The 25,012-nt window shown below is 45.3% G+C and carries 19 protein-coding genes; 14 read left to right on the top strand and 5 right to left on the bottom strand.

Annotated features, from left to right (window positions below; all coding sequences use genetic code 11):
• The first annotated feature begins 470 nt into the window (after positions 1-470).
• The 6 genes from AACT18_RS11095 to copI all read left to right on the top strand — a co-directional run bounded on the left by AACT18_RS11095 (position 471) and on the right by copI (position 10,405).
• On the top strand, positions 471-3,137 hold the full coding sequence (locus tag AACT18_RS11095) for an ATP-binding protein (RefSeq protein ID WP_094125609.1): 2,667 nt from the start codon (positions 471-473) through the stop codon (positions 3,135-3,137).
• A gap of 112 nt (positions 3,138-3,249) precedes the next feature.
• The gene (locus AACT18_RS11090; RefSeq protein ID WP_094125608.1) at positions 3,250-3,666 is read left to right on the top strand and encodes a hypothetical protein; all 417 of its coding nucleotides are present in this window, start codon (positions 3,250-3,252) and stop codon (positions 3,664-3,666) included.
• A gap of 82 nt (positions 3,667-3,748) precedes the next feature.
• Positions 3,749-5,179, top strand: a complete 1,431-nt coding sequence (locus AACT18_RS11085) for a TolC family protein (protein ID WP_094125607.1) — start codon at positions 3,749-3,751, stop codon at positions 5,177-5,179.
• 9 nt (positions 5,180-5,188) lie between these two features.
• On the top strand, positions 5,189-6,691 hold the full coding sequence (locus AACT18_RS11080) for an efflux RND transporter periplasmic adaptor subunit (protein ID WP_094125606.1): 1,503 nt from the start codon (positions 5,189-5,191) through the stop codon (positions 6,689-6,691).
• A complete protein-coding gene (locus AACT18_RS11075) occupies positions 6,688-9,816 on the top strand; it encodes an efflux RND transporter permease subunit (protein ID WP_094125605.1) in 3,129 nt (1,042 codons plus the stop codon). The genes AACT18_RS11080 and AACT18_RS11075 overlap by 4 nt, the downstream gene beginning before the upstream one ends.
• A gap of 76 nt (positions 9,817-9,892) precedes the next feature.
• The gene (gene copI / locus AACT18_RS11070) at positions 9,893-10,405 is read left to right on the top strand and encodes a copper-resistant cuproprotein CopI (RefSeq protein ID WP_303396198.1); all 513 of its coding nucleotides are present in this window, start codon (positions 9,893-9,895) and stop codon (positions 10,403-10,405) included.
• Positions 10,406-10,482: 77 nt separating this feature from the next.
• Here the strand turns inward: copI and AACT18_RS11065 are convergent, their stop codons facing one another.
• Entirely contained in the window at positions 10,483-10,926 is a 444-nt protein-coding gene (locus AACT18_RS11065) for a dCMP deaminase family protein (protein ID WP_010319355.1), read from the bottom strand.
• An 849-nt stretch (positions 10,927-11,775) separates the two neighbouring features.
• Here AACT18_RS11065 and AACT18_RS11060 point away from each other — a divergent pair.
• The 4 genes from AACT18_RS11060 to yddG all read left to right on the top strand — a co-directional run bounded on the left by AACT18_RS11060 (position 11,776) and on the right by yddG (position 14,873).
• Entirely contained in the window at positions 11,776-12,762 is a 987-nt protein-coding gene (locus AACT18_RS11060; RefSeq protein WP_094125971.1) for a Gfo/Idh/MocA family protein, read from the top strand.
• 30 nt (positions 12,763-12,792) lie between these two features.
• Complete coding sequence (locus AACT18_RS11055) at positions 12,793-13,191, top strand: OsmC family protein (protein WP_094125970.1); 399 nt, start codon at positions 12,793-12,795, stop codon at positions 13,189-13,191.
• 171 nt (positions 13,192-13,362) lie between these two features.
• Positions 13,363-13,962: a sugar O-acetyltransferase gene (locus tag AACT18_RS11050; protein WP_026028176.1), complete on the top strand. Its 600-nt coding sequence runs from the start codon at positions 13,363-13,365 to the stop codon at positions 13,960-13,962.
• On the top strand, positions 13,959-14,873 hold the full coding sequence (gene yddG / locus AACT18_RS11045) for an aromatic amino acid DMT transporter YddG (protein ID WP_094125969.1): 915 nt from the start codon (positions 13,959-13,961) through the stop codon (positions 14,871-14,873). Before AACT18_RS11050 ends, yddG begins: the two co-directional genes overlap by 4 nt.
• Positions 14,874-14,948: 75 nt before the next feature.
• On the opposite strand, the gene AACT18_RS11040 is transcribed toward yddG, so the two are convergent.
• Entirely contained in the window at positions 14,949-15,845 is an 897-nt protein-coding gene (locus AACT18_RS11040; protein WP_064626630.1) for a cation diffusion facilitator family transporter, read from the bottom strand.
• A 219-nt stretch (positions 15,846-16,064) separates the two neighbouring features.
• Positions 16,065-16,943, bottom strand: coding sequence for a LysR family transcriptional regulator (locus tag AACT18_RS11035; RefSeq protein ID WP_010319645.1), 879 nt, complete (start codon positions 16,941-16,943; stop codon positions 16,065-16,067).
• Between the two features lie 213 nt (positions 16,944-17,156).
• Between AACT18_RS11035 and AACT18_RS11030 the strand changes: the two genes are divergently transcribed.
• Positions 17,157-17,738, top strand: a complete 582-nt coding sequence (locus AACT18_RS11030; RefSeq protein WP_237666671.1) for a class I SAM-dependent DNA methyltransferase — start codon at positions 17,157-17,159, stop codon at positions 17,736-17,738.
• Between the two features lie 298 nt (positions 17,739-18,036).
• Here the strand turns inward: AACT18_RS11030 and AACT18_RS11025 are convergent, their stop codons facing one another.
• Both AACT18_RS11025 and AACT18_RS11020 read right to left on the bottom strand, forming a co-directional pair.
• The gene (locus AACT18_RS11025; protein ID WP_040122741.1) at positions 18,037-18,951 is read right to left on the bottom strand and encodes a LysR family transcriptional regulator; all 915 of its coding nucleotides are present in this window, start codon (positions 18,949-18,951) and stop codon (positions 18,037-18,039) included.
• A 153-nt stretch (positions 18,952-19,104) separates the two neighbouring features.
• Positions 19,105-21,078 carry an acetoacetate--CoA ligase gene (locus tag AACT18_RS11020; protein ID WP_176428365.1) on the bottom strand — a complete coding sequence of 658 codons (1,974 nt, stop codon included), beginning with the start codon at positions 21,076-21,078 and terminating at the stop codon, positions 19,105-19,107.
• 270 nt (positions 21,079-21,348) lie between these two features.
• On the opposite strand from AACT18_RS11020, the gene phhA reads away from it, so the two are divergent.
• From phhA to AACT18_RS11005, 3 genes are all read left to right on the top strand, one after another.
• Positions 21,349-22,140 (top strand): phenylalanine 4-monooxygenase, encoded by a 792-nt coding sequence (gene phhA / locus AACT18_RS11015; protein ID WP_094124900.1) that lies wholly within the window; start codon positions 21,349-21,351, stop codon positions 22,138-22,140.
• A complete protein-coding gene (locus AACT18_RS11010; protein ID WP_017049984.1) occupies positions 22,133-22,465 on the top strand; it encodes a 4a-hydroxytetrahydrobiopterin dehydratase in 333 nt (110 codons plus the stop codon). The genes phhA and AACT18_RS11010 overlap by 8 nt, the downstream gene beginning before the upstream one ends.
• Before the next feature lie 210 nt (positions 22,466-22,675).
• Positions 22,676-25,000: a methyl-accepting chemotaxis protein gene (locus AACT18_RS11005; RefSeq protein ID WP_094125165.1), complete on the top strand. Its 2,325-nt coding sequence runs from the start codon at positions 22,676-22,678 to the stop codon at positions 24,998-25,000.
• The last annotated feature ends 12 nt before the right edge of the window (positions 25,001-25,012 follow it).

Here is a 25,012-nt window from a genome sequence, read left to right as displayed (position 1 = left end):
GTGTAGGGCTGGTGAACGCGTATCTTACACGGTCATCTGTGCTGAGATACAAGTCGATGTTTATTGTTGTTTTTATGTGGTCGGATTGTAAATGTGGAATGGTTATTCTGCTAGCAAAAATAATGGCAACATTTTTTACTGAAAACTAGGTAAAAATCAGCGTATTGAGTGGTTTTTGGCGGTGGTTAGAGATGTTGACAAATTCTAAAGTCGCGACTTATTTTGTGATGATAATGGTCTGCTTCAAATATTTGATGTGGAATGGTTTTTCTTTTTCATAAAAATGAGATTAGATTCAAATTGTTATCTTAAAATGTGGTGAGTTTTCGGCTAATTCACCATCACACTTATTGGATGAATCGTGACGGGCATTGCTTTCGTTACTGCGCTGGTTTTATCTTAATAAGAGCGCAGATGCATAAAATAACGTCTACTATTTAACCATTGGCTAGGATGTATTACTTCCAAGGATGATAACAATGGTAATACTTACCCACTTCTCAATTAAGGCACGCTTGTTCTTACTCTGCCTCATTCCAACACTGGTTATTTTGGCTGTGGCATGGCGTCTATTCCTCCCATTTGAAAGCCGTTTAGACACATACCATGTGTTGAACCAAAAGATTGGAGCAATCAATCAGGTCACCACCAGTTCAGCCCTTTTTTATACCTTGCTCAGTGCGCAGCTGCGCAGCGAAAATAGCGAGGACTCTCGGCCGCAGCTCAAGCAGGAGCTAGCTGAATCGCTGGATAAAATTGTGCTGGATACAGGTTCTACAAATAGTCATTTTGGGAGTAAAAGCAACCGTACATTGATAGAAAACCGTGTGCTTGACCTTCACCATTTGTTGGATGAGTTGCCGTCGGCCTCACAAAGCGAGACCCTAGAATTAGGCCGCCAAGTATTTAATCTTTTGTATGAAGTGATGGCCGAGCTGCAAAAAACCAACAGTTTTCTTGCGCCTGTTGATATCCATACCTTGGATCTGGTGTATAGCGACCTACATTGGTTTGCATTTTGGGTGCAAAAAGAGGCGTGGTTAATCAAAGAATTAACCATGGAGCAAGAGGTGTTTCAATCTCGACAAACAGAATACTTTCAAGCTGTTGAGCGCCAGCAACAATACTTCGAACGTATCATTGATAACGGCGCTCAACTCGAACAACTGGTGCAGTTGTTTACGCAACCTGAATTTCGCCAAGCCGCTTTGATTCGCGAAAAAATCGTTAGTAATGAAGCCGATCCTCAAGCATTAGCTTCTTATGTCAAAAATGTGGAAGAGCGTTACTTGGCGATAGATAAACTGGTGCAAAGTGTCAACCAACACTTATCGGCTCAACTGAATGTGCGTCTCCAGCAAGAAAAAATGAGTATGTTAAGTATATCGGCATCGCTGTTGGCCGTGTTGGCGCTGCTGTTTGTGCTAGGAGCAAGTACCTCATCTCGCATCTCGTCAAAGCTCAAGCGGATCATCAATACCATGAGTCGATTGCGTGAAAAGCAGAACGGCATTGAACAGATCCCGATTGATGGCAAAGATGAGTTTTCCCGTTTTACGATCAATCTCAACCATATTATTGAGAAACAGCAACAGTACGAGAGTGCTTTGGTGGAAACAAAGGAAGCGGCAATTGCCGCTAATCGAGCCAAAAGCGCGTTCTTAGCCAATATGTCGCATGAGATCCGAACGCCTCTTAATGGAATCATCGGTATGACTGAAATATTGTCACGCAGCGAGTTTACGGGGAATGAGCGTGAAATCCTGGCCGATATTGATACCTCTTCGCAAGCGTTGCTGATCTTGATTAACGATATTCTCGATTTATCTAAAATTGAATCAGGCAACTTGGAGCTTGCTCCACATCGCTTTGAACTCGCTGAATTGGTATACGACACGGTGAACTTGGTGAACGCGAAAGCGTTGAGCCAGCATATTGAGCTTAATATTTATCTCGACCCTGCATTACCTCGTTTTATCATCGCGGATGAATATCGTCTGAAGCAGGTCTTGATGAACTTGTTGTCCAATGCGGTGAAATTTACCAAAGATGGCTATGTCAACACTGGCTTAACCTTAGAAACGGGCGATATAACCTCGATACGTTTTGCTGTATCCGATACGGGAAGTGGCATCGATAAAGAGATGTTGAATACGATTTTTGATCCCTTTATTCAAGAAGATAGCAGTATTACCCGTCGTTTTGGAGGGACTGGGCTAGGGTTGGCTATCTGCCGTCAATTAGTCGATCTGATACAGGGTGACATTCATGTACAGTCCACTAAAGGCTTAGGTAGCTGCTTTGAATTTGTCGTTCCCATTGAGGTTGCCGAAGATCAGCCGCAAGTTGAGCCTCTTGCCACGCAGGCGTTGTTAATTACCAATATGTCTAACTACTCATCTGCTATTCGGCGTGAATGCGTTCAATGGGGGATTCAACTCAATGAAGCGCGTGATGTTGAACAAGCAGTCAAGAGTGGGTTTAGCGCCGTATGTATTTTATATTGCCAAAGCTTAAGCCGCAGCATGCAATCGGATCTCATTGCGCTGCGTGAGCATTTTTCCAGTGCAAAAATAGTGGTTCTGCAGCATCACTTGTTCGTCAACAAAGACGCAATTCATCTTGCGCAGGCAAGTATCACGTTGCCTTTTTTAGGGGCGCGTTTTGAACGTGCCCTCAAAGCATTAGTGGCCGATACAGAAACGGCTTTAACGCCAGTCGAGGAGAGTCAGTTAGACTACTTAGAGTGCAATCATAAGCGTATTTTGATTGTTGAAGACAATTTGATGAACCAAAAAATCGCCAGCTTCTTCCTTGAAAAAGCAGGGATTGGTTATGTGGTGGCCAACAACGGGCAAGAAGCGGTAGATGCCATCACCCAAGGGGGACATTTTGCTGCGGTGTTAATGGATTGCATGATGCCAGTGATGGATGGCTTAACCGCGACTAAGAAAATCCGCGAATGGGAAAAAGAGCAAGGCGTTGAAAAATTACCCATTATCGCCTTAACCGCCAGCGTTTTGGAGGAGGATATTAAAAGCTGCTTTGACGCGGGCATGGATGCGTATTTGCCCAAACCTTATAAATCCAAGCAACTTTTTGATATTTTTAGCGATCTGCAAGTGGCGAACTCTTGAGAAGATAGCCTAATCGCTATTTTTATCGATTTTCGAAATTTAAATTAATTGACCTTACCCCTAGGGTAAGCTTTAGTCTGTGGGAGTTTTCAGTCAGATAGTGATATTGGATATGCAACTTTCGCTGCATACAATTTGGGTCTCCATGTTGGTGATGATGACGCTGCTTGCTTCAAGCTTAGTGTCTAGCGCACCTTTAATGGCGATCACAATGTCACCGACTTCGGCTGTATCCCATTCAGTGACTGACGATGCAAACCCGCCGCAACACTGCTCAAATATGAACGCTGCGCACCATGATTCCGATGCAAGTGACATGACTTCATCAGCGATGAGTAACGATTGTATCGATCACAGCGACCAAGGTGTTGATTCCTGTTGCAGCGTCATGTGCATGACCACGTTAGCTTTCTTTATCACTGAACACCAACCCTTCACACCTCACGCGGTTTTATTGTTGATCAATGCAGAAGCAACGCGTGGCATTGTGATGGTAGCTCGCTCACTTTACCGTCCCCCTATCGTTTAATTTCTCTTTCATTACGCCTATGGCGTGTTTGTGCGGCCTTTAACTAGGTGCGTGACTCTCTGTTGCATCTCAACCTTTTGCGATGCATGAAAGATGGAATTTTATTGTGAACCTTAAACTCTCTGTGATCGCTTGGTCGATCAGTATAGTGGGCGTTTTGTCATTCCCCTTGATGGTGAATGCAGCCTCACAAGCCGCGATGGCTCAGCCTGATTCGCATGCAAAACAATTAGCTCAGCTGATTGACGCTGCATTAGCGAATGATGCCGTCCGCAAGCAATATTTTGCTCAATCTCAAGCAATACAAGAAACTGGAATGGCCAGTTCAACCCTGATGGATCCTAAGATCAAAGTTGGCTTTGGTGGTTTGCCCATTGATAGTTTTAAGTTTGATGAAGATCCTATGACTAACATTTCTGTGGGCTTAATGCAGCAGTTTGAACGGGGTTCAAGCTTGGCATTACAAGCGAAAAAAGCAAAGCAACAAGCCACTGGCGTTGCGCTTCAGGTTAATTTACGTGAGCTGGAAGTGGCAAGCAGCATGACTCAATTATGGTTAGAGTTAGGCTACCAACAACGCGCTGAACGTATCGTGCGGGCAAACCAAACCTTAATGCGTGAGCTGGCTGGTTTTATTGAAACGAACTATTCATTAGGTAAAAGCGAAGCGCAAGATCTGCTGCAAGCGCAGTTACAAGTTTCCAAATTGGACGAAAAATTACAAGCCAATCAACAAATGCAGCAACGCATTGTGTCGCAATTATCTGAATGGTTAGGTAGTGCTTGGTTGGTTGAACAACCTATGCTAACAGCTGAAGAGTCAGTGAACTGGTCCCGTTTGGAAGCGCAATTGGCTGCCATTAATGACAGCACCACTCACTATGCTTTATTGGTCACTCACCCGATGGTCGGCATGGCAGAAGCGGCAATTCACACCAACCAAACGCAAGTCGAAATAGCACAAACGGCCTATCAGCCTCAGTTTGGTGTGGAAGTGATGTACGCCTATCGTCAGGCAAGCAGCATGCAAGGCGTACCAGCAGCCGACATGGTCAGTGCCTATCTCACCATGGATATCCCGCTGTTTACGGGTAACCGCCAAGATAGAAACCACGCGGCGGCGCAATATCAAGTGGGCGCGGCTAAATCACAGCGTGATGTTCTATTGGCGCAGATGAACGCCAAAGTGAATGCCTTATTGGTTGATAAAACGAACCTCGAACAGCGTTTAGCACGCTATCAAACCACCTTACTAACGCAAGCGAAAGCGCGCACTCAAGCGGTTGAGAGAGGCTACGAAAACAATACCTCCCAGTTTAATGATGTCGTCAGTGCCGCCAGCGATGAACTAGCGCTGCAATTAGAACAAATGCGCCTAATGACCGATTTAAACCTAACCCAAAGTAACCTCGCTTATCTGTTAAATGGGTTCGATTTTCAAGTTAGTGCGCCTTCACTTACGTCTGTAGAAAAACTTACCTCTTTAGAAACACTTACGCCTGTAGAAAAGTAGGAGAACTCAATGAAATCATTAAACATAGCCGTACTTTCCTTAGCGATAGGTGGATTACTGGGGTTTGGCATCAATCAGTACCTGTCTGGTCACGATATGGAGGCGATGAACTCAGCCAATGCGACGTCTGAACCGCTGTATTGGGTTGCGCCGATGGATCCGAACTACAAACGCGATAAACCGGGTAAGTCGCCGATGGGGATGGATCTCATCCCGGTGTACACCGAATCGTCGACGCAAGCACAAGAGCATAGCGGTACGGTGACCATCAGTGCTGCGGTCGAAAATAACTTGGGTGTGAAAACCGAACCCGTGGTGTTTGCACAGTTATCTCCACGCATTGAGACAGTCGGCTACATTGCATTTGATGACAGTTTATTGTGGCAAACGAATGTTCGCGTGGCTGGTTGGGTTGAAAAACTGAATATTAATGCGGTTGGAGAGAGGGTTCGTAAAGGCGATGTCTTATTTACGCTCTACTCACCAGAGCTAGTTAAAGCGCAGGAGGAGCTGTTAAATGCTCATCGAGCCGGCCGTGAAAGTTTACTGAAAGGCGCAACCGAGCGTTTGGTTTCACTGGGGGTTGATCGTGCACAGATCAAACAGATTATCGCTCGAGGCAAAGCCACTCAATCGATAGAGGTCAAAGCCATTGCTGATGGGGTGATTGCGAGTTTGAATATTCGCGAAGGGGGTTACTTATCGCCAGCGCAAGCGGTGATAAGCGCAGGCCCTTTAAACGAAGTGTGGGTCGATGCTGAGGTATTTGAGCGCCAAGCACATTGGATTACGTCGGGTAGTTTAGCGTCAATGACACTGGATGCTCTTCCCGGCAAGGAGTGGCAAGGGAAGATCGATTACGTTTATCCCATTTTGGATCCGAAAACCCGAACGCTGCGTATGCGTTTGAAATTTCTCAATCCGAAGGGTGAGTTGAAGCCTAACATGTTCGCCAATATCGCTTTGCAGCCCGTATCGCAACAAGCGGTGCTCACCATTCCTAAATCAGCAGTTATTCATTCGGGCGGCATGACGCGGGTCGTACTTGCTGAAGGAAATGGCAAATACCGCTCAGCAAGGATTAAAGTTGGCCGCGAAGCAGGCGAACGCCTTGAAGTTTTACAAGGGTTAACGGAGCAAGACACGGTCGTCACGTCGGCGCATTTTCTGCTGGATTCGGAGTCGAGCCAAAGCGCTGATTTGTCGCGAATTAACGGAGTGGAAGCTGCCAATGAAGCGTGGTTAACGGGTGATGTCAGCACATTGATGGCAGATTTTGGGATGATCACTCTCAATTACAAACCAGTAAGCAAATGGGGTTGGCAAGCAGGTCAGATCAATTTCACGGTCGAGGAGGCGTTGGATCTCAGCTTATTTGCTGAAGGGCAAACGGTTCGATTTCTAGTGGCAAAACAGGGTGACGAATATGTACTAAAAGCACTGGAAGCGAGTGAGCAGGCAAGTAGTGCGACGAACATGACTGCAGCAGAAACGTTAGGAGGTCAACAATGATCGGTGCGATTATTCGTTGGTCGATCAATAACCGTTTTTTGGTGTTGGTGGCGGCTCTGTTTCTCACTTTGGGCGGACTTTACAGTGTAAAGAACACGCCTGTTGATGCTTTACCGGATCTCTCAGATGTGCAAGTGATCATCAAAACCAGCTATCCCGGCCAAGCGCCGCAGGTAGTGGAAGATCAGGTCACTTACCCGCTCACAACGGCGATGCTTGCCGTTCCGGGGGCAGAAACGGTCCGTGGCTATTCATTCTTCGGTGATTCCTACGTCTACATCATCTTTGATGATAAAACCGATATGTATTGGGCTCGCTCGCGGGTATTGGAATATCTAAGCCAAGTGACGCCAAAACTGCCACCCAATGCCAAACCAACCTTGGGGCCGGATGCGACGGGGGTTGGCTGGATCTACAGTTATGTACTGCAAGATAAAACCGGCCAACACGATCTTGCGCAGCTACGCAGTTTGCAAGATTGGTTTTTGAAGTACGAGCTGCAAACGGTGAATGGTGTCTCCGAAGTGGCTACCGTTGGCGGCATGGTTAAGCAGTATCAAGTGCAAATTGATCCGGCAAAGCTACGCGCTTATAACCTGACTTTGCAACAAATCAATGCGGCGATCCAAAATGGTAACCAAGAGTCGGGAGCGTCAGTGATTGAGGTTGCGGAAGCCGAACACATGGTACGCACCAGTGGCTATCTGACCAGTATTGATGACATTAAAGCGCTACCACTGAAAGTGACCGACAAAGGAACGCCATTATTGTTAGGTGATGTGGCGGATATTAACCTTGGCCCACAAATGCGTCGTGGTATTTCTGAGTTTAACGGTGAAGGAGAAGCGGTTGGAGGCGTGATCGTGATGCGTTTTGGCGAAAATGCTAGCCAAGTGATTGATGACGTCAAAGCGAAATTGACTGATCTCCAACGCAGCTTACCGGAAGGTGTCGAAATTGTTGCCACTTATGATCGTTCAACCTTGATCAATCAAGCCGTTGAAAACCTTTGGCATAAGCTAGCAGAAGAGTTCATTGTCGTTGCGGTCGTGTGTGCGCTGTTTTTATTCCATATCCGCTCATCATTAGTGATTGCTTTGAGTTTGCCCGTGGGCATTCTATTGGCTTTTATTGTGATGCATTGGCAAGGTATCAATGCCAATATCATGTCACTTGGGGGGATCGCCATTGCTATCGGTGCTATGGTCGACGGGGCGATTGTGATGATCGAAAATGTGCATAAACATATTGAACGCACCCCACTGACCGACAAAAATCGCTGGCAGGTGATTGGCAAAGCCGCTGAAGAAGTCGGTGCGCCACTATTTTTCTCACTACTTATCATTACGTTAAGTTTTGTGCCCGTTTTTGCACTCGAAGGCCAAGAAGGCAAGATGTTCTCGCCATTGGCGTTTACTAAAACCTATGCCATGGCCGCCGCCGCAGGTTTAGCGATCACGCTTGTCCCTGTTCTTATGGGCTATTTTGTGCGTGGCAATATTATTTCCGAGCACAAAAATCCTATCAATAAAGGGCTTGTGGCACTTTATCGTCCACTACTCAACCTGAGTTTGCGTTATCCCAAAAGCATGATTGTATTGGCTTTGGCATTAATGGCTTCCGCTTATTACCCAATGAGCAAATTAGGCAGTGAGTTTATTCCGCCATTAGATGAAGGCGATCTCATGTACATGCCGACAACCTATCCGGGGATCTCGATTGGTAAGGCGCGTGAGCTATTGCAGCAAACCAATAAACTCATCAAAACCGTACCAGAGGTCAAAACCGTGTGGGGCAAAATGGGGCGTGCAGAAACCGCAACCGATCCCGCGCCCTTAACCATGATTGAAACGGTGATCCAACTTAAACCTCGGGATCAATGGCGTGAAGGCGTAACCACAGAATCGCTACGTAAGGAATTTGACAGCTTAGTGCAATTTCCGGGGTTAACCAACGCGTGGGTGATGCCAATCAAAACACGCATCGATATGTTAGCTACAGGGATCAAAACGCCGATTGGTATCAAGATAGCGGGTCCCGATCTCAAACAGATTGAAACCATCGGTGCGCAGCTTGAACCTATCCTTAACCGCGTTCAAGGCACGGCATCGGTTTATGCTGAACGTGTGGCTGGTGGACGTTATGTAACGATAGACATCAATCGGTTACAAGCGGCGCGCTATGGGCTAAGCATTAAAGATGTGCAACAAGTGGTTTCAACCGCAGTGGGGGGCATGAATGTAGGGGAAACCATTGAGGGGTTAGAGCGTTACCCGATCAATGTACGTTACCCGCAAGATTACCGTGATTCGGTAGTGAAGCTGCAAAATTTACCTTTGGTGACTCAAAACGGTGCACGTTTGGCCTTGGCCGATGTGGCTGATATTCGATACGAAGACGGCCCGCCGATGATCAAAACCGAAAACGCACGGCCAAACGGCTGGGTCTTTGTCGATATTGATGGACGCGATCTCGGTTCATATGTGGCAGAGGCGCAACAAGCGGTAGCGGAGCAATTACAACTGCCAGCAGGATATTCTCTCGTATGGTCTGGTCAATATGAATACATGGAGCGAGCAAAAGCACGCTTGAGTGTCGTCGCACCGATCACGATCGCAATCATCATGTTGCTACTCTATTTCAGTTTCCGTCGAATCGGAGAAGTGTTGATCATTATGGCGACATTGCCGCTGGCGATGGTGGGTGGCGTGTGGTTGATGCACTACCTTGGCTACAACTTTTCAATCGCCGTGGGAGTGGGCTTTATTGCACTTTCAGGTGTTGCGGTAGAAATTGGCGTGATCATGCTCGTTTATTTAAACCAAGCTTGGCACTACAAAAAAATTGATGCGCAAGAAAATGGTGCGGTCATTGACAGCCAAGATCTCATCAATGCCATTGGCGAAGGAGCAGGACAGCGCGTGCGCCCAGTCATGATGACGGTACTGACAGTTATTATTGGCCTGATCCCGATTATGTATGGCACGGGAACCGGTTCGGAGGTAATGCAGCGCATTGTCGCCCCCATGATTGGAGGCATGGCTTCAGCACTATTGCTCACATTATTGGTTCTACCTGCGGTATTCAAGTTATGGAAAAACCGTGAAATCGCAACACTCAAATAGCGTGCAGTTGGCAAAGTAAAAGCTAAGCACTAATCGGAAAATAAATAGTAACTGGATGAATTTAAGGAAAATCAAAATGAAAAAAACACTAATTACACTTTCACTGGCGTTGTTCACCTCTTCTGCCATGGCTGAAATGGATCATAGCAAAATGGATCATGGCAGCATGGTGATGAAGCAAACAGACACGATGAACATGGCGATGGATGACATGTCAGAAGTCGGCATGCCTGCCAAAGGAGCCAAACCCGATAAAGTGGTGCATGTTTTACTCTCGGATGACATGAAAATCACCTTCAAAAAGGAGGTGAATATTGAACCCGATGATGTGGTGCAATTTGTCGTTATGAACACAGGTAAAATTGAGCACGAATTTTCGATTGGTTCAGCCGACGAGCAGCTAAAACACCGAGAAATGATGCGCCAAATGGGCAATCATAAACATGATGGTGGCAGTGCCGTCACCGTGGCACCGGGTAAAGCGAAACAACTGTTATGGCACTTCCATGGTGATAATAATGTTGAGTTCGCCTGCAATATACCCGGCCATGCTGAAGCTGGGATGATTAAGAAAATTCAGCTTCAGTAAAAGTTGTCACGCTAACTCGTTAAAAGAAAAAACCGCCCTTCCAATTTGGCAGGGCGGTTTTTTTGACCATTGATTAATTATTTCAAATCACTAAGCGGTAGCCAGTTTACTTTAACACCCGCTTGTAAAAACATATCTTGGCTGACTTTGATCTTATCACCCCAACGGGATAAAAAGTCTTCTGTTTGCTCTGGGCAGTGCACTGCGGAAATCCCAGTTTGAATGATTTTTGCTGCACAGTTTGGGCAAGGAAAATGTGTCACATAAATTTCGCAACCATCCAAATCACGCTTGGCGAATAGGATGGCATTTTCCTCAGCATGCAGTGTTTTGAGGTATTTCATATCACGATCATCGGTGCCTGCACTGTCTGAAATACCATGTGGGTAACCGTTAAATCCAACCGAAACGATGCGATTTTGCTTAGTGATCACTGCGCCGACTTGCGTGGAGGGATCTTTACTCCAAGAGCCAACAAGTTCTGCCATTTGGTAAAAGCGCTGTGCCCATTTCGAAATCATGTGTTGTTCCTCTGACGATTTTCTTGCATTTCCTCAGTAGCGAGGGAGATGTGTGATTAAGATCGACATTAATATCCTAGTTTTCTCACACTTAGTCTAGAGCAATTCTCATTTCTAAATAGAATTCAGCCGTGCCAATCAGTATTAGAGTGAGAGCTCTATCTCATTTCGTGCGGGTATCTTAGCTGCGGCGATAGGCAATTATAGGATTAAGTTTGTGAGAGATCTCTTACACGTATCGTGAGACTTTAACGTTTTGCTATGCAATAAAAAGAGATTGAATTCCTATAATTGTTTGAATTTAAATGATAATTTTCATTCAGTGTCTTTCTGGTAGAGAAAAAACAACAGGTGGGGGATTGCTGAAAAAAGTGAAATCCGTAATCTGAAGTTGTCAGCAGGAAGCGGACACGGAACAGGAAAGACCCAAGGATAGGTCATCTTCAGGACGAAGATTCGATAATTCAGGAAGAATGATCGGCAAGGATAGCGAAGGACATTAGCTGGATGCTGAATAACTAGGATGGTTATCAAGGAAGGTTAATGGACGGTGCAAAGGAAAAGTGCACAAATCTGTCGGGACGACGGAGTTAAGGACACCGCTAGGAAGGCGATGAAAGGGAATGCGCTGAGGGAATCAGCAGACTATCAAGGAATTGATGCAGGGAGCACTTATCAGTAGCTGGATTGCTGCGAGTAAGAACTGGAACCCCACTAAGCGAGAGCTTAGTGGGGTTTTCTTTATTTTTGTTACCTGAAAATAATGGCCACCTGAAAATAATAAGTGGTGAGGTTAACATTGCTTCCTGCGGAGTAACTCCAGATAATAGGTGAAAATAATGAAAGGATATGATGATGATTCGCTTAGCCGTTATTGGAACCAACTGGATTACTGACCAATTTATCGAAGGGGCATTAAAAACGGGGGAATTTCAGCTAGTAGCGGTTTATTCCCGTTCGCTGGACAAGGCGAAACAATTTGCCGAAAAATACGATGCTCCGGCTTTGTTTACTGACCTTAAGAGCCTAGGTGAGAGTGACAATGTGGATGCCGTGTACATCGCCAGCCCGAATGTACTGCATGGTCCACAGTCGATTCAAATGATGCAAGCGGGCAAACATGTTATCTGTGAGAAGCCGCTGGCTTCTGATTTCTCATTAGCACAGCAGATGTATCAAGTTGCCAAACAGCATGGCGTAGTATTATTCGAGGCCTTTATAACCCCACATTTGCCCAATTTTTTCGTTCTCAAACAAGAGCTATCGCAGATTGGCGCTATCCGTAAAGCGGTGCTCAGCTACTGCCAGTATTCCTCTCGTTACCCTAAATATCTCAAGGGTGAGATGCCCAATACCTTTTTGCCCGAGTTCTCTAATGGTTCGATCATGGATATTGGTTATTACTGTTTGGGCTCAGCCATTGAACTGTTTGGTGAGCCTAAATCGGTGCAAGCCCAAGCGCATTTACTGGAGACGGGGGTTGATGGTAACGGCAGTGTGATCTTAGGATATGACGGTTTTGATGTGCTATTAATGCATTCAAAAACCAGTGACTCCTATTTGCCGAGCGAAATTCAAGGTGAAGAGGCCGCACTGCACGTTGAGATGATCTCTACCTGCAACCGCATCACGAGAATTAACCGTGGTGGTCAAACCCAAGATCTGAGTATTGAGCAACACGCCAACCGCATGTTTTACGAAGCACAAAAATTTGCAGATCAGATACAGAACAAGACAATAGATGAGCAATGCAAATTACGCTCACTCACCGTTTCCAAATTATTGACAGAAATACGCCGCCAAACGGGCGTGATTTTTCCAACCGATAACCTGTAGTTTCATCGCACAGAGAAGAGAGCAAAAATAATGCAAGCTGAAGTAAAGTGGGTCGAAAATTTCAAGTTCTTGGGCCAATCCCAATCTGGTCATTCGGTGGTGATGGATGGCAGTGGTGGTGCAACCGCGCCTAGCCCGATGGAGATGGTTCTTATGGCCGCGGGAGGTTGTAGCTCTGTGGATGTGGTTGATGGCTTAAAATCGGCCAATCAACAGGTCACTGCATGTAACGCCAAATTGACGGCTGAGCGCCGTGAAACCGCACCGCGGATTTTTACGCTAGTCAATATCCATTTCGACGTATCAGGCGTTGATCTTGACCCTAGTGTCGTTGAAAAAGTGACGACCGATTCATTAGAAAAGTACTGTTCTGTCTGCTTAATGTTAGGCAATAGTGTCACAATGACTCACAGTTGGGCGATTGTTTAAGCCAGTCAATCAATAAAACTAGGAAAAAGCAATATGCTCTGATCTTGCCTTTTCCTGTGCGTTACAGGTTGGTTGAAATTAAAGAGGAAAGTGAAACAGTGAGCTTTTCTCTTTTTTCTTTTGTTTATCCAAGTAGTCTAAATAAACTAGATGCATAAGGAGGAACGGCTCATGACCGAAATGGAAAAAATGATGAATGGTATGGTGTTTGACGGTGCAGACCCAGAAATGGAAGCCATTCGTAGTAAAGCAGGACATTTACTGTTGCAGATCAACCAATGCGCCGATGCTACAGCCCGCCATCAATTGCAAACTCAACTATATCGTCAAATTGGCCAACAAAGTGTGGTGCAGCCTCCTTTCTATTGTGAATTCGGTGAAACAATTTCCATTGGTGATGAAACCTTTATCAACATGAATGTCACTATGCTTGATGGCGCTAAAATCACGATTGGTAATCATGTTTTGATTGGCCCTAACACCCAGTTTTATACACCAGCGCATGCTTTGGATTATCGCAGCCGCCGCTTGTGGGAAACATTTTGTAAGCCGATTACGGTTGAAGATGACGTATGGATTGGTGGCAACGTTGTGATTAATCAAGGAGTCACGATTGGTGCGCGTTCGGTTGTCGCGGCAAATTCAGTGGTCAATCAGGATGTGCCAGCTGATAGCCTAGTCGGAGGCACACCAGCGAGAGTGCTCCGTTCATTAAAAGAAATGAATGGAACATCTGACCTGCATAGTTCAGTTAAGGAAGGGCATCATTGAAGCAGCATAAACATACACTATTTGGTGTTGCGGCTATCTTGCTGTGGAGCTGTCTCATGGGGCTAATCAGAACGGTCACCGAGCAATTTAGCCCAATTGGTGGGGCGGCGCTGATTTACACTGTGAGCTCAGTATTTCTGATGCTTGTCATGGGTGTGCCTAAATTCAAACACTTTTCTCTGCGTTATGTTCTGATCGGTGGCGCGCTTTTTGTGAGCTACGAAATCTGCTTAGCGTTAGCGTTAGGTATGGCCAATGATCGCCATCAAGCGCTCGAGATGGCGGTGATTAACTATTTGTGGCCAGCCTTGACGGTGTTGTTTGCGGTATTTCTCAGCCGTAAACCCGTCCATATTCTTGTGTATCCAAGCGTTGCGCTCGCATTTGTCGGGGTTGCTTGGACCATTACTGGTGATAGTGGGTTTTCGGTGATGCAAATATCAGCCAATATTGCGACTAATCCCTTAACCTATAGCATGGCGTTTGGCGGGGCGATTATTTGGGCTGTTTATTGCAATATCACCAAACAGTTAGCCAATGGACAAAATGCCATTATCCCGTTCTTTATGGCTACGGCTATCGCCCTCTGGATTAAGTATTTTCTTAGCAGCGAAAGCACTTTAGTGTTTACCGTTCCAGCAACCTTGAATTTAGCGTTAACGGGTGTGGTGATGGGCAGCGGTTATGCACTTTGGAATGTGGCAATCTTGCGCGGGAATATGATGTTATTGGCGACTCTTTCTTATTTCACGCCAGTGATTTCAACCTTGCTTTCATCGCTAATCTTAGGTGTAGCGCTTGGGTTTAGCTTTTGGCAAGGTGTGATTATGGTGACGATGGGTTCTTTAATTTGTTGGTGGGCGACCAGAGAACGTCAATCTACGGTGCAAGAGAAAATGCCAATAGCCTGACATCGCAACAGCTTTGCTATGTATAAAAAAGCCCTCTCGGGAACGAGAGGGCTTTTTCCGTTTAATTGAGACTGATTAGCGAGCCACGTTCATGGTTAATTGCAGTACGAATGGTAGCTTTGATAAACGCTTATGTAGCGAGCGACGAGTACTTTCGATATCTTCAAGTGCAATCATTTCATTCTCATCAGGGCGAATGTCGACATTGACCCACAGCTCATGACCGACTTTAGTCACCGCAGTCAACTCGATATCTTGCTCTGATTCTTCGCCTACGGCAATGACACCTTGATCCACGGTTTTACAAATCTCTTTGCTTGGTGACATCATCAACAATTCACGCGTTGCCGATTTAAGCATGTCATAAGGCACTTTGATAAAGTAAAACGACATTAATAACATCATGATTGGGTCTGCATAGACGGCATATTTTGCCCAAGGAGACAAGGTCATCAACCAAGCGGCAATGAAGCCTACCGTTACCGCGACGCTTAGTAGTGTATCCATTTGCCACTGTTTTACTTCAGCGTCAATCAAACCAGAAGAGTAACGTTTACTCTTGTTGACCATGAACCACCACGCAATCGCACAACCAATCACGTTCACTGTGCCAAAAACAGTGGCGATAGAGGCATCCACTTCTCGACCACCGCTAAACAATGCCATGACAGCCGAGTACAACGAATAACTCACGACTAACAAAATAACGCTGGCTTTGATGGCAATAACCGCTGGTTCTAGCACCGCCCGTCCAAAAGGAAAAGTGGCGTCAGAAGGTTTACGAATGTAGCGTGACGCCACCAGCGACAATAATGTTAACAGCAAACTAACCAGTGAATACACACCGTCAAACACGATAACCAGTGAACCGACAAGCATACCAACTACCAAACCACTGCTAGCAAAGCCAGAAGCTAAAAGGGCTGAAATCGTCAAAATGCGATTTTCATTATTTCTTGTTCGAGCACACATAAAAGACTACCTGTTGAAAACATGCTGTTATTTTGGCTTAAAGCACAGTTTTGACAATCTCTAAGTGTATTGGTCGTTGGCTTGAATATTGGGTTGTGAGTTTATTTTTAATTAAAACAATTGGTTATGTTATTATTTGCCTGTCATAATAATTGACGCTGACTGTCTTCGCTTTAGATTGTTCAAAATATGGGCATCTTAAAAACTAAACAACGAAAATTAAAAATCAAACAAATAGTCACGCAACTTATCGGCTAACCAGTTCATGCCAGGGTGTTCGGCCATGCCAGTGGCCGTAAACATGCAGTAATCTTCTTGAGTGAGACCGTAGGTGTGCTTAATCACCGTTAGCTTTTGTTCACGTAGGAAGTGGCGAATTAAAGGTTCTGGCAATACGCCCCATGCATTCTCAGTCAAAATGGTATTGAGCATGTAATCGAAACTGGAAAAGCCAATGTAGCGACGAGAGAAAGGTTGTAATTCGGGGTTATCTTTTTCGTTTAAATAGACCATCACGGCTTGCATTGCTCTGCGCAGTTCTTCGTCGGTGACTCGAGAAATCTTAGTTAGTGGGTGGTCACTTTTGCACACTGACATCATCCGGATTTTACCCAAGGGTTGATACGTGATCCGCGGGTCGTTGATCCTTTCATAATCGACGCCAAAGGCAAAATCGACTTGATGAGTGGCAATCAAGTTGGCTAAGTCGCCGCTTGAAGCCAATACAAGGTTGAACGAGGTCGCTGGAAAACGATTATTCAGCTGGTGTGCAAAATCTTGCCACAAGGCATCAGGAAGAGAATCATCACGGGCAATCCACATCTCGGCGTTGAAGCCCCGTGATATTTGCGTACAGGTGTGTTTTATACGTGCAATGGTCACCAAAACACTTTCACAATCTTTATAAATTGCTTTCCCCGCTTCAGATAAGGTCAGGTTGTTGCCAGTGCGCACAAACAGAGCGGTATCGAGCTCTTTCTCCAACGCTTTAATCGCCATACTGAGTTTGGTTCGGTTACATTCTAATTGTCGCGCCGCTTCGGAGACTGAGCCTGTGTCCGCGACAGAGAAAAATGCTTCAATTTGAGAAAGGTTCATAACGTTCTCTAAGGCACAATAATGGGTTGATCATAAACAATTTTAGTACCACTGCCTATCTGATGTTCTGCTACCAACTGACGGTTTTCTCGCCAATCAAAGCCAGTTCATCATTTCTTAGTCAAGATTGAGCTGTAACTCTATGAACGTAACACAGTTTTGGTTTATTCTTGGGGAAATTTCCCCAATACAAGAAGTAACACGGAGGCCATGATGGCGAACGAATGGGATGAGTGTGCAGCTCAGTGGGAGCAGGACGAATCCACAACGCTTTTTGCTCAAAATGTGTTTCAGCAATTGCAGAAACGGGTCACTCTCGAAGGTAAACATGTTCTTGATTTCGGGTGTGGTACGGGTTTGCTGAGCCAAATGATCTCTCGCCATGCCAGAGATATTGTCGCGCTAGATGGCTCTGAGGCCATGATTGAAGAGTTGGATAAAAAAGAGTTGGTCAACGTTGAACCCGTGGTGGATTTTCTGACCCGTGGTCTAGTCGCGCAACATCCGGCCTTTCGCAAACAATTCGATCTTGTTGTGGCCTCATCTGTGTGCGCGTTTGTGCCGAATCTTAATGAAGTATTTACTATCATTCATTCTCTATTAGATGAGCATGGCGTTTTTATTCATTGGGACTGGTTGGTTGAAGAAGATGATCCTGACTATGGTCTTAGCCAAAATCAAATTGAGACACAGCTGAAAAGTGCAGGTTTTAGCCAAGTCGAAACCGCAGTTGCGTTTGAGGTTAAAAACTCAAAAGGTCTCGCGCCAGTAGTGATGGGCATTGGTAGGAAATAACATCATAAATTGAATGGTTTTCCAGATTGAGAATGGCTTATTTACGTTATTTCACTGTTCCATACCAACCAACTTGCGTAATCTTTAGTTATTGATAAGTGTCACGATAGTGTTCCTTTCTAGAAAGCGCTTAGACACTTATCAGTAATAATTCTGTTTGTTGACTAATAACTCATGGCTAGGGTTAATTAAAAAATAAGAGCACATCAGAAAAAATAAAAGAAGGCCAGCACTATCATTGTGCTGGCCTTCTTTATTTTGAGCATTGAGCTAAATTTTCAATGTTGATTCACAAACATCAGTGTGGTTTTTTGAGCTGATCACACAACCATTTCAAAGCTTGGTCGTTCATACTGGGCTTATTCCACACTAAGCTGTAAGCCACTTTCCCATAATTGAAAGGTAACGGTTTGACGAGCAACCCCTTAGCTTGCATCGCTTGTTCCGCCCAGCGTTTGGAGCAAGTAAAGAGTGAGTCAGTATGCTTGCATAAGATGGCGGCCGCACCAAAGTCAGCAACAACAACCGGAACATGACGAGCTCGATGAGATTGAGCTAAATTCTGTTCAAAAAAAGGTTCAGCCAGCTCTTTGTCCATGATGCCGATATGCGATTGAGCAAGGTAGTGATCGATAGTGAGTACTTCATTGGCTAAAGCATGATCACTACGCATTAAGCAGACCATTTCATCGTGAGCAATCACTTCCCACACGAGTTCTTTGTCTCGCGTTGGGGGCTGGCTGATATCGTGTGGCAAAATGACGAAATCAATCAGCCCGCTTTGCAGGGCGTCGAAGCCATAGTGATCTTTCGAGTAGATAGTAAAGGAAGCTTGCGGTGCATGATTTTTTATTACGTTTGTCAAAATAGGAGCAAACAACTCAAAGGCACTTTCTCGCATCGCAAGGCGGTATTTCCCCTGATAATGTTGAGGTTCGAAATTTGAGTGATGCAGCAATCCATTCATGCTAGAGAGGATTGAATGGACAGTGGGGCCCATTTGTAGCGCGAAAGGGGTAGGTATCAAATGTGTACCGTCACGATAAAATAGTTCATCTTCCAAGAGAATGCGCAATTGCGACAAGTTTTTACTGATGCTTGAAGGGCTAATGCAGAGCTGGGCTGCTGTCTGCGTGACGCTGCGGGTACTGAGCATGACGTGTAGCGCTGTTAAGTGTTTTAAACTGATTCTTGAAAGGTGAATATAATCCATAAATAAAGGCGGTTCCTCCAAACTTTTTCAAAAGCATATCACTGACATACTGACAAATTACACGAAAAGATGCGGGTTATTTGACAAGCTGCCGAAATATTTACCGCTGTGTGCCTACATCAACTTCCATCGCCTTTATTTCAAGAATAATGTTTATTTAAACAGCGCGTGGATTTCTTCTAATACATGAGGATTGGCAATGGCACCTAAGTTTTTGACTGTCTCGCCATGCAGTACTTGCTTCACCGCGAGTTCTACCAGTTTTCCGGATTTGGTGCGCGGGACATCACTGATGGAATGGATCTGCGCAGGAACATGACGAGGGGAGCAGTTTTCTCTTAGGCGCTGTTTGATGGTGTTCACCAGTAGGGTGTTGAGTTCGCACTGTGGAGCCAGTTGTACAAAAAGGATGATCTGCTCATCATTATCGATTTTCTGACCCACTGCGACCGAATCTTGTATTTCAGGCAAGCTATTTACTTGCTGATAAATTTCCGACGTGCCGATACGCACGCCTCCAGGGTTTAAGGTGGTGTCACTGCGCCCATAAAAACGTATTCCCCCATTGTCGGTCCACTCAACTTCATCACCGTGGTGCCATACACCAGAGAACTTGCTCCAATACGCATCGTGATAACGTTGGCCATCGTCATGCCAAAACCCGATGGGTTGATTAGGGAAACTGTTGCAGCAGACTAACTCTCCCCGTTGTTGTATAACGGGTTGACCAAGGTCGTTAAATACGGCGACATCAAGTCCTAAGCCTGCGCCTTGGCATTCTCCTCGATACACCGGCGATATGGGGTTGCCAAGCACGAAGCAGCCACAAATATCGGTTCCACCCGAGATAGAGGCGAGGTGTAAGTCCGCTTTTATGTTGGCGTATACATAATCAAACTGTTTTGGGTACAAAACCGAACCTGTTGAACATAATGTTTTCAGTGAGGAGAGAGGGTAGTAATCGCTCGGTGAATACGCGGTTTTTTGCAGTGCCTCTAAATATTTGGCCGATGTACCGAACAAAGTGATATTGGCTTCTTCTGCCAAATCCCACAATACACCCGGTTGCGGATACATTGGGCTACCATCATAAATAACCAACGTAGCACCGCTAGCGAGCGCCGAAACATGCCAGTTCCACATCATCCACCCACAAGTGGTGTAATAAAACACACGATCGCCCGGTTGAATATCACAGTGTAATTGATGCTCTTTGAGATGATTTAAAATCGTACCGCCAACCGAGTGGGCGATGCATTTGGGTTTACCTGTCGTACCTGATGAGTACAAGATAAACAGTGGGTCATTGAAGCCAACGCGTTCATAGCGTAGCCCACGTGGAAGGTAACTTGCGAGAATTGCATTCCAATCAGAAAAAGCGTCGTTAAAATCAGCCGTGAGTGAGCGTTGCTGTAAATATTCGATCTGACAAATGTTGTGTAGGCTCGAAATAGCATCGGCAATCTGACCGTTTTTTTCTTCCATGAGGTGAGTTTTGCCATTAAACGTATACCCATTGCAGCAGAATAAAATTTTGGGTTGTACTTGGCCGAAACGCTCCACTACGCTGTCGACACCGAAATCAGGAGAGGTTGATGTCCAAACGGCTCCTAAGCTAGTAGTCGCTAACATAGCCACTACAGTTTCGGTCATATAGGGTAAGTAACCGGCGACAACATCACCTTTTTCAACTCCATTTTGTTTTAACCACTGCTGGATAATAGAAACCTGATCACTGAGTTGCTGCCATGTTAGCTTCTTGCTTTGCCCATTTTCATTTTTAAACCAAACGGCAATGCCTTCTGGTTGTTGAAACGCATAAGAGAGCAGATTTTCCGCGTAGTTCAATTGTGCTTGGGGAAACCAAATTGTGTCTCTGGCAGCGGTGAAGTCGTCCCATCTCGCAATCCCCTCACCGTAAATGCAGTTACCACGAAAGCCGATCACATCGCAAAATTGCCACACTTCTAACCAAAATTGTTTTCTCTCGGCAACGGACCAGAGATGCAGTTGTGAGTAGCTTTCTATCGCCTCACCTTGCATATTAATGTGCTCAATAAACTGGTTTAAATTGGACGCTTTGATGCGGTCTTGGCTAGGGACCCAAAGCGGTGTGTGCGGCGTCAAATTTTCTTCAAACATAATCGCGTTCCCTACAACCCTACAAGTGGGTATATATCCGTTTATTTTCTGATCTGTTGGCACTGTTTAGTGTTGTCGGCGAATGCCGCAAAGTCAAACGGGTTGGCCATAATCATATCCCTGATATCTAAGTAAAAAAACCATAAATGTAAAATATTTGTTACGCGTGAGCGTCGTCAGATGTCGAGCCTAAGATTGGCAGACTTTTCACGAGGCGATAGGCTTAATGTAATCGATTTGTTAAAAGGTTATGGTATGACGCAGTATCATTCTAAGCCATTAAATAGCAAAGGTTTCATTGACTGGAGTAACGAAGAGGATCGGATTTGGTATGATCTGATCGCACGTCAAGAGACAGTCGTTGAGCAGCGAGCATGCCAAGCCTATTTGGATGGGTTAGCGATGCTGCAACTCTCTAAAGATCAGGTTCCTCAGTTGCCCGATATCAACCGTATTTTGCAACGTGAAACCGGATGGCAAGTCGAGCCAGTGCCCGCTTTAATCAATTTTGATCGATTTTTCGCCTTGTTGGCAGACAAGAAATTTCCAGTTGCCACGTTTTTGCGTAGCCGTGAAGAGTTTGACTATTTGCAAGAGCCGGATTTTTTTCATGAGATTTTTGGTCATTGCGCGATGCTTACTCATCCTGATTTTGCATCATTTACTCAGGTTTACGGCAAACTTGGGGCTAACGCGAGCCCAAAACAGAGAGCTTATTTGGCGCGACTCTACTGGTTTACGGTCGAATTTGGTTTAGTGCAAGAAAGTGACGGTGTGAAAATTTATGGCGGAGGTATTTTATCCTCCCCCGCTGAAACCGTGTATAGCCTTGATAATCAAACGGCCATACGTGAAAAATTTGACATCCAAAAAGTGCTGAGAACGCCATATCGTATTGATATCATGCAACCCATTTATTATGTGTTGGATGATCTACGAGATCTGTACCATTTGAGCCAAGAAAATCTTGTACAGCAGGTAGAAAGTGCCATGCAGGCAGGCTTGTTGGCCCCCTTATTTCAACCCAAGGAAGAGACCCATGCTTGAAGAATTACGCTGTGAAGCTTGTAGCCTTGATGCGCTAGCATTATCGATCCCCGAGCAGCAGCAACTGCTCACTGAACTTGAGGGGTGGTCTATTGTTGTACGTGATGGCATCCCCCAGTTGGAAAAAGTGTATGTGTTCAAAAACTTCAAGTTGGCATGGGCATTTTCTAACCAAGTTGCTCAATTAGCTGAAGCGGAATTCCACCACCCCAGTTTGTTATTGGAGTGGGGTAAAGTGACCGTGACTTGGTGGAGCCATTCCATCAAAGGATTGCACAAAAACGATTTTATCTGCGCCGCAAAATGTGATGGATTAATTGATTAAAATTAATACTATCAATGTGTTAGCTTCGACACACGACTTGATACTTATTTTCCCTTCACTGTTAGTTGTGTGGGTGTATTAGGTCGTTTTTAGGCAAAAGCCAAACCGTGACCTACACTTTGAAAAGCTCATAATACAAATTTCATATAAACCGAGTGGCTAGGGGCGACGATGGCTTTACAAAAAGTTGTTCATTTCTGTGCGTAGGGTTTGACTATGAAAATATCAACGAAAATCATTGCGGCATGTACTATCTTGTGTTCAGTTGGCGTAGTAATCAGCGGTGGTTTTGTTGGGTGGCGAGCATCAGAGCTCTCAAGCCAAGCACTTTATGACCGAGCCGCAAATCAACTTACCTCCGTACGCGAAATCAAAAAGAGTGAAATAACTAACTATTTCAAACAGATCCGTCTGCAAATTGAGACCTTGTCTTCCGAGGTGTCGACTCAAGAAGCAATGGATTCTTTTACTCGTTCATTCTCTCGTTATCCTGCCCACCGTATAACGCCCCAAGATATGGATGCGCTAGAACGGTATTATCGTGATCAGTTTGGTCGTACTTACCGTCAGGAAAACAGTGGCAGTCAGCCAAATGAACTTGGTGCATTTGCACAGCTTTCAGAGCAGGGAAAAGCACTGCAGGCTCGTTACATAGGGGTAAACCCTAACGAGCTTGGATCCAAACATCATTTGGATTTTGATTCATTGGGCAGCAGCTATGATGAAGCTCATCGGCGTTATCACGCCTCGTTTAGGCGATTTTTAGAAGCGTTTGGCTATTACGATATTTTCCTTGTCGATTTGTCAGGCAACGTGGTTTATACCGTGTTTAAAGAACTGGATTTTGCGACCAATTTATCAACTGGCGCATATCAAAATTCGGGGCTAGGCCATGCATTTGCTAAGGCGAAAAACTTGCAAGAGGGGCAATCCTACCTCGAAGACTTTGCACCTTATTATCCTTCCTATGAGGCAGCGGCTTCGTTTATTTCGGCCCCAATTTTCAAAGAACAGCAGCGGGTAGGCACGCTGATCTTTCAGATGCCGATCGATGTGATCAACAACATCATGACATTTGGCGGTAGCTGGGCTGATGCGGGGCTCGGTAAAAGTGGAGCAACTTACCTCGTGGGGCAAGATGGTTTATTGCGCAGTCAATCACGGTTTTTATTAGAAGATCCTGAGCAATACTTTCAAACCTTAACTGATATTGGTGTTGAGCCAGCCACCATTGATCAAATCAAAACCAAGGGTTCGGCCATTGGGCGTCAACGCATCAAGACCGACGCGGTACGACAGGCATTGGCGGGTGGACAAGGGCTAGAAACCATCAAAGACTATCGCAATGTTGAAGTACTTTCGGCCTACGCACCTCTGGATGTTTTGGGACAAAAATGGGCCATATTAACTGAAATCGATCAATCTGAGGCGTTACGAGATGTCTCGACTTTAGAGCGTTCAGTATTGCAGACGGTGTTTATTAGTATTGCTGTTCTTGTGGTGCTTTCACTCTTTATTTCTTACATCGTAGGAAGTGGTATATCCAAACCTATCCGTAGTGCGTCGTTAGAGCTGCATCGGATTAATCAGGAGAATGATTTGACCGCACGTTTAAGTGAAAAGGGTAAAGATGAAATGGCGGAAGTTGCGGTCGCCTTTAACCAGCTATTTAGCAGTTTACAGAAAACCATTGAGCAGTTTGCGCGGGCGACGGAGTCGCTCAACGGCAGCACTCATCGTATGTCTTCCAATATGGAGAGCACGCGAGGCGCTGTTGCCGAGCAGAGTATGAGAACAGAATCGGTCGCGGCGGCGGTAAATCAAATGAGTGCTTCAATTGGCGAGGTAGCGCAGTTTGCTAGCCGAGCTGCCGATTATGTGAAATCAGCTAATGATACAGGGTCACAAAGTGTCGACGTCGGGGAAGCGTTGGGAAATGAAATCAGTTTGTTGAGCGATGAGATGAAGATGGCGGTGGAAGCCATTGAGCGACTCCATAGTGAAAGTAATTCTATTGCTGAAGTGCTTGATGTTATCCAAGCTATCGCCGAGCAGACCAACTTACTGGCCCTTAATGCGGCGATTGAAGCAGCACGTGCTGGCGAGCAGGGGCGTGGTTTTGCGGTCGTTGCCGATGAAGTGCGATCATTAGCAGGGCGCACGCAGACTTCTACTGAAGAGATCCGTAAAAAAATCGATTCGCTACAACATGAAATAAACAGTGTGTCGCAGGGAATTGAAAAGGCCAATAAAACCGTGGTGAAAGGGGTTGAAACCTGCCATTTGAATACGGATATGCTTGCTCAAATCATGTCAATGTTAACCGAACTGAATGACATGAATGTGCAAATTGCTGCCGCGACAGAAGAGCAAAAATCAGTAACGGATGAAATCAGCAGTAGCATTACTTCGATTGCCGATGCTTCACTGTCGGTTTCTGGACAAGTGAATGATGTTGATGGAGTGCTTACCGACCTTTCTGGGCAAGCAGAGACACTAAATAGTGAGATTGCTCAGTTCAAATATAAGGCGTAACACTAAGACATT

This window comes from Vibrio sp. V04_P4A5T148 (assembly GCF_963875605.1).
GTDB lineage: Bacteria > Pseudomonadota > Gammaproteobacteria > Enterobacterales > Vibrionaceae > Vibrio > Vibrio anguillarum.
This window is presented reverse-complemented; position numbering and strand designations above follow the sequence as displayed.

Coding starts and splice junctions, on each gene's coding strand:
- AACT18_RS11095 (WP_094125609.1), top strand. CDS start 471: ATGATAACAATGGTAATACTTACCCACTTCTCAATTAAGGCACGCTTG.
- AACT18_RS11090 (WP_094125608.1), top strand. CDS start 3,250: ATGCAACTTTCGCTGCATACAATTTGGGTCTCCATGTTGGTGATGATG.
- AACT18_RS11085 (WP_094125607.1), top strand. CDS start 3,749: ATGCATGAAAGATGGAATTTTATTGTGAACCTTAAACTCTCTGTGATC.
- AACT18_RS11080 (WP_094125606.1), top strand. CDS start 5,189: ATGAAATCATTAAACATAGCCGTACTTTCCTTAGCGATAGGTGGATTA.
- AACT18_RS11075 (WP_094125605.1), top strand. CDS start 6,688: ATGATCGGTGCGATTATTCGTTGGTCGATCAATAACCGTTTTTTGGTG.
- copI (WP_303396198.1), top strand. CDS start 9,893: ATGAAAAAAACACTAATTACACTTTCACTGGCGTTGTTCACCTCTTCT.
- AACT18_RS11065 (WP_010319355.1), bottom strand. CDS start 10,926: ATGATTTCGAAATGGGCACAGCGCTTTTACCAAATGGCAGAACTTGTT.
- AACT18_RS11060 (WP_094125971.1), top strand. CDS start 11,776: ATGATGATGATTCGCTTAGCCGTTATTGGAACCAACTGGATTACTGAC.
- AACT18_RS11055 (WP_094125970.1), top strand. CDS start 12,793: ATGCAAGCTGAAGTAAAGTGGGTCGAAAATTTCAAGTTCTTGGGCCAA.
- AACT18_RS11050 (WP_026028176.1), top strand. CDS start 13,363: ATGACCGAAATGGAAAAAATGATGAATGGTATGGTGTTTGACGGTGCA.
- AACT18_RS11040 (WP_064626630.1), bottom strand. CDS start 15,845: ATGTGTGCTCGAACAAGAAATAATGAAAATCGCATTTTGACGATTTCA.
- AACT18_RS11035 (WP_010319645.1), bottom strand. CDS start 16,943: ATGAACCTTTCTCAAATTGAAGCATTTTTCTCTGTCGCGGACACAGGC.
- AACT18_RS11030 (WP_237666671.1), top strand. CDS start 17,157: ATGGCGAACGAATGGGATGAGTGTGCAGCTCAGTGGGAGCAGGACGAA.
- AACT18_RS11025 (WP_040122741.1), bottom strand. CDS start 18,951: ATGGATTATATTCACCTTTCAAGAATCAGTTTAAAACACTTAACAGCG.
- phhA (WP_094124900.1), top strand. CDS start 21,349: ATGACGCAGTATCATTCTAAGCCATTAAATAGCAAAGGTTTCATTGAC.
- AACT18_RS11010 (WP_017049984.1), top strand. CDS start 22,133: ATGCTTGAAGAATTACGCTGTGAAGCTTGTAGCCTTGATGCGCTAGCA.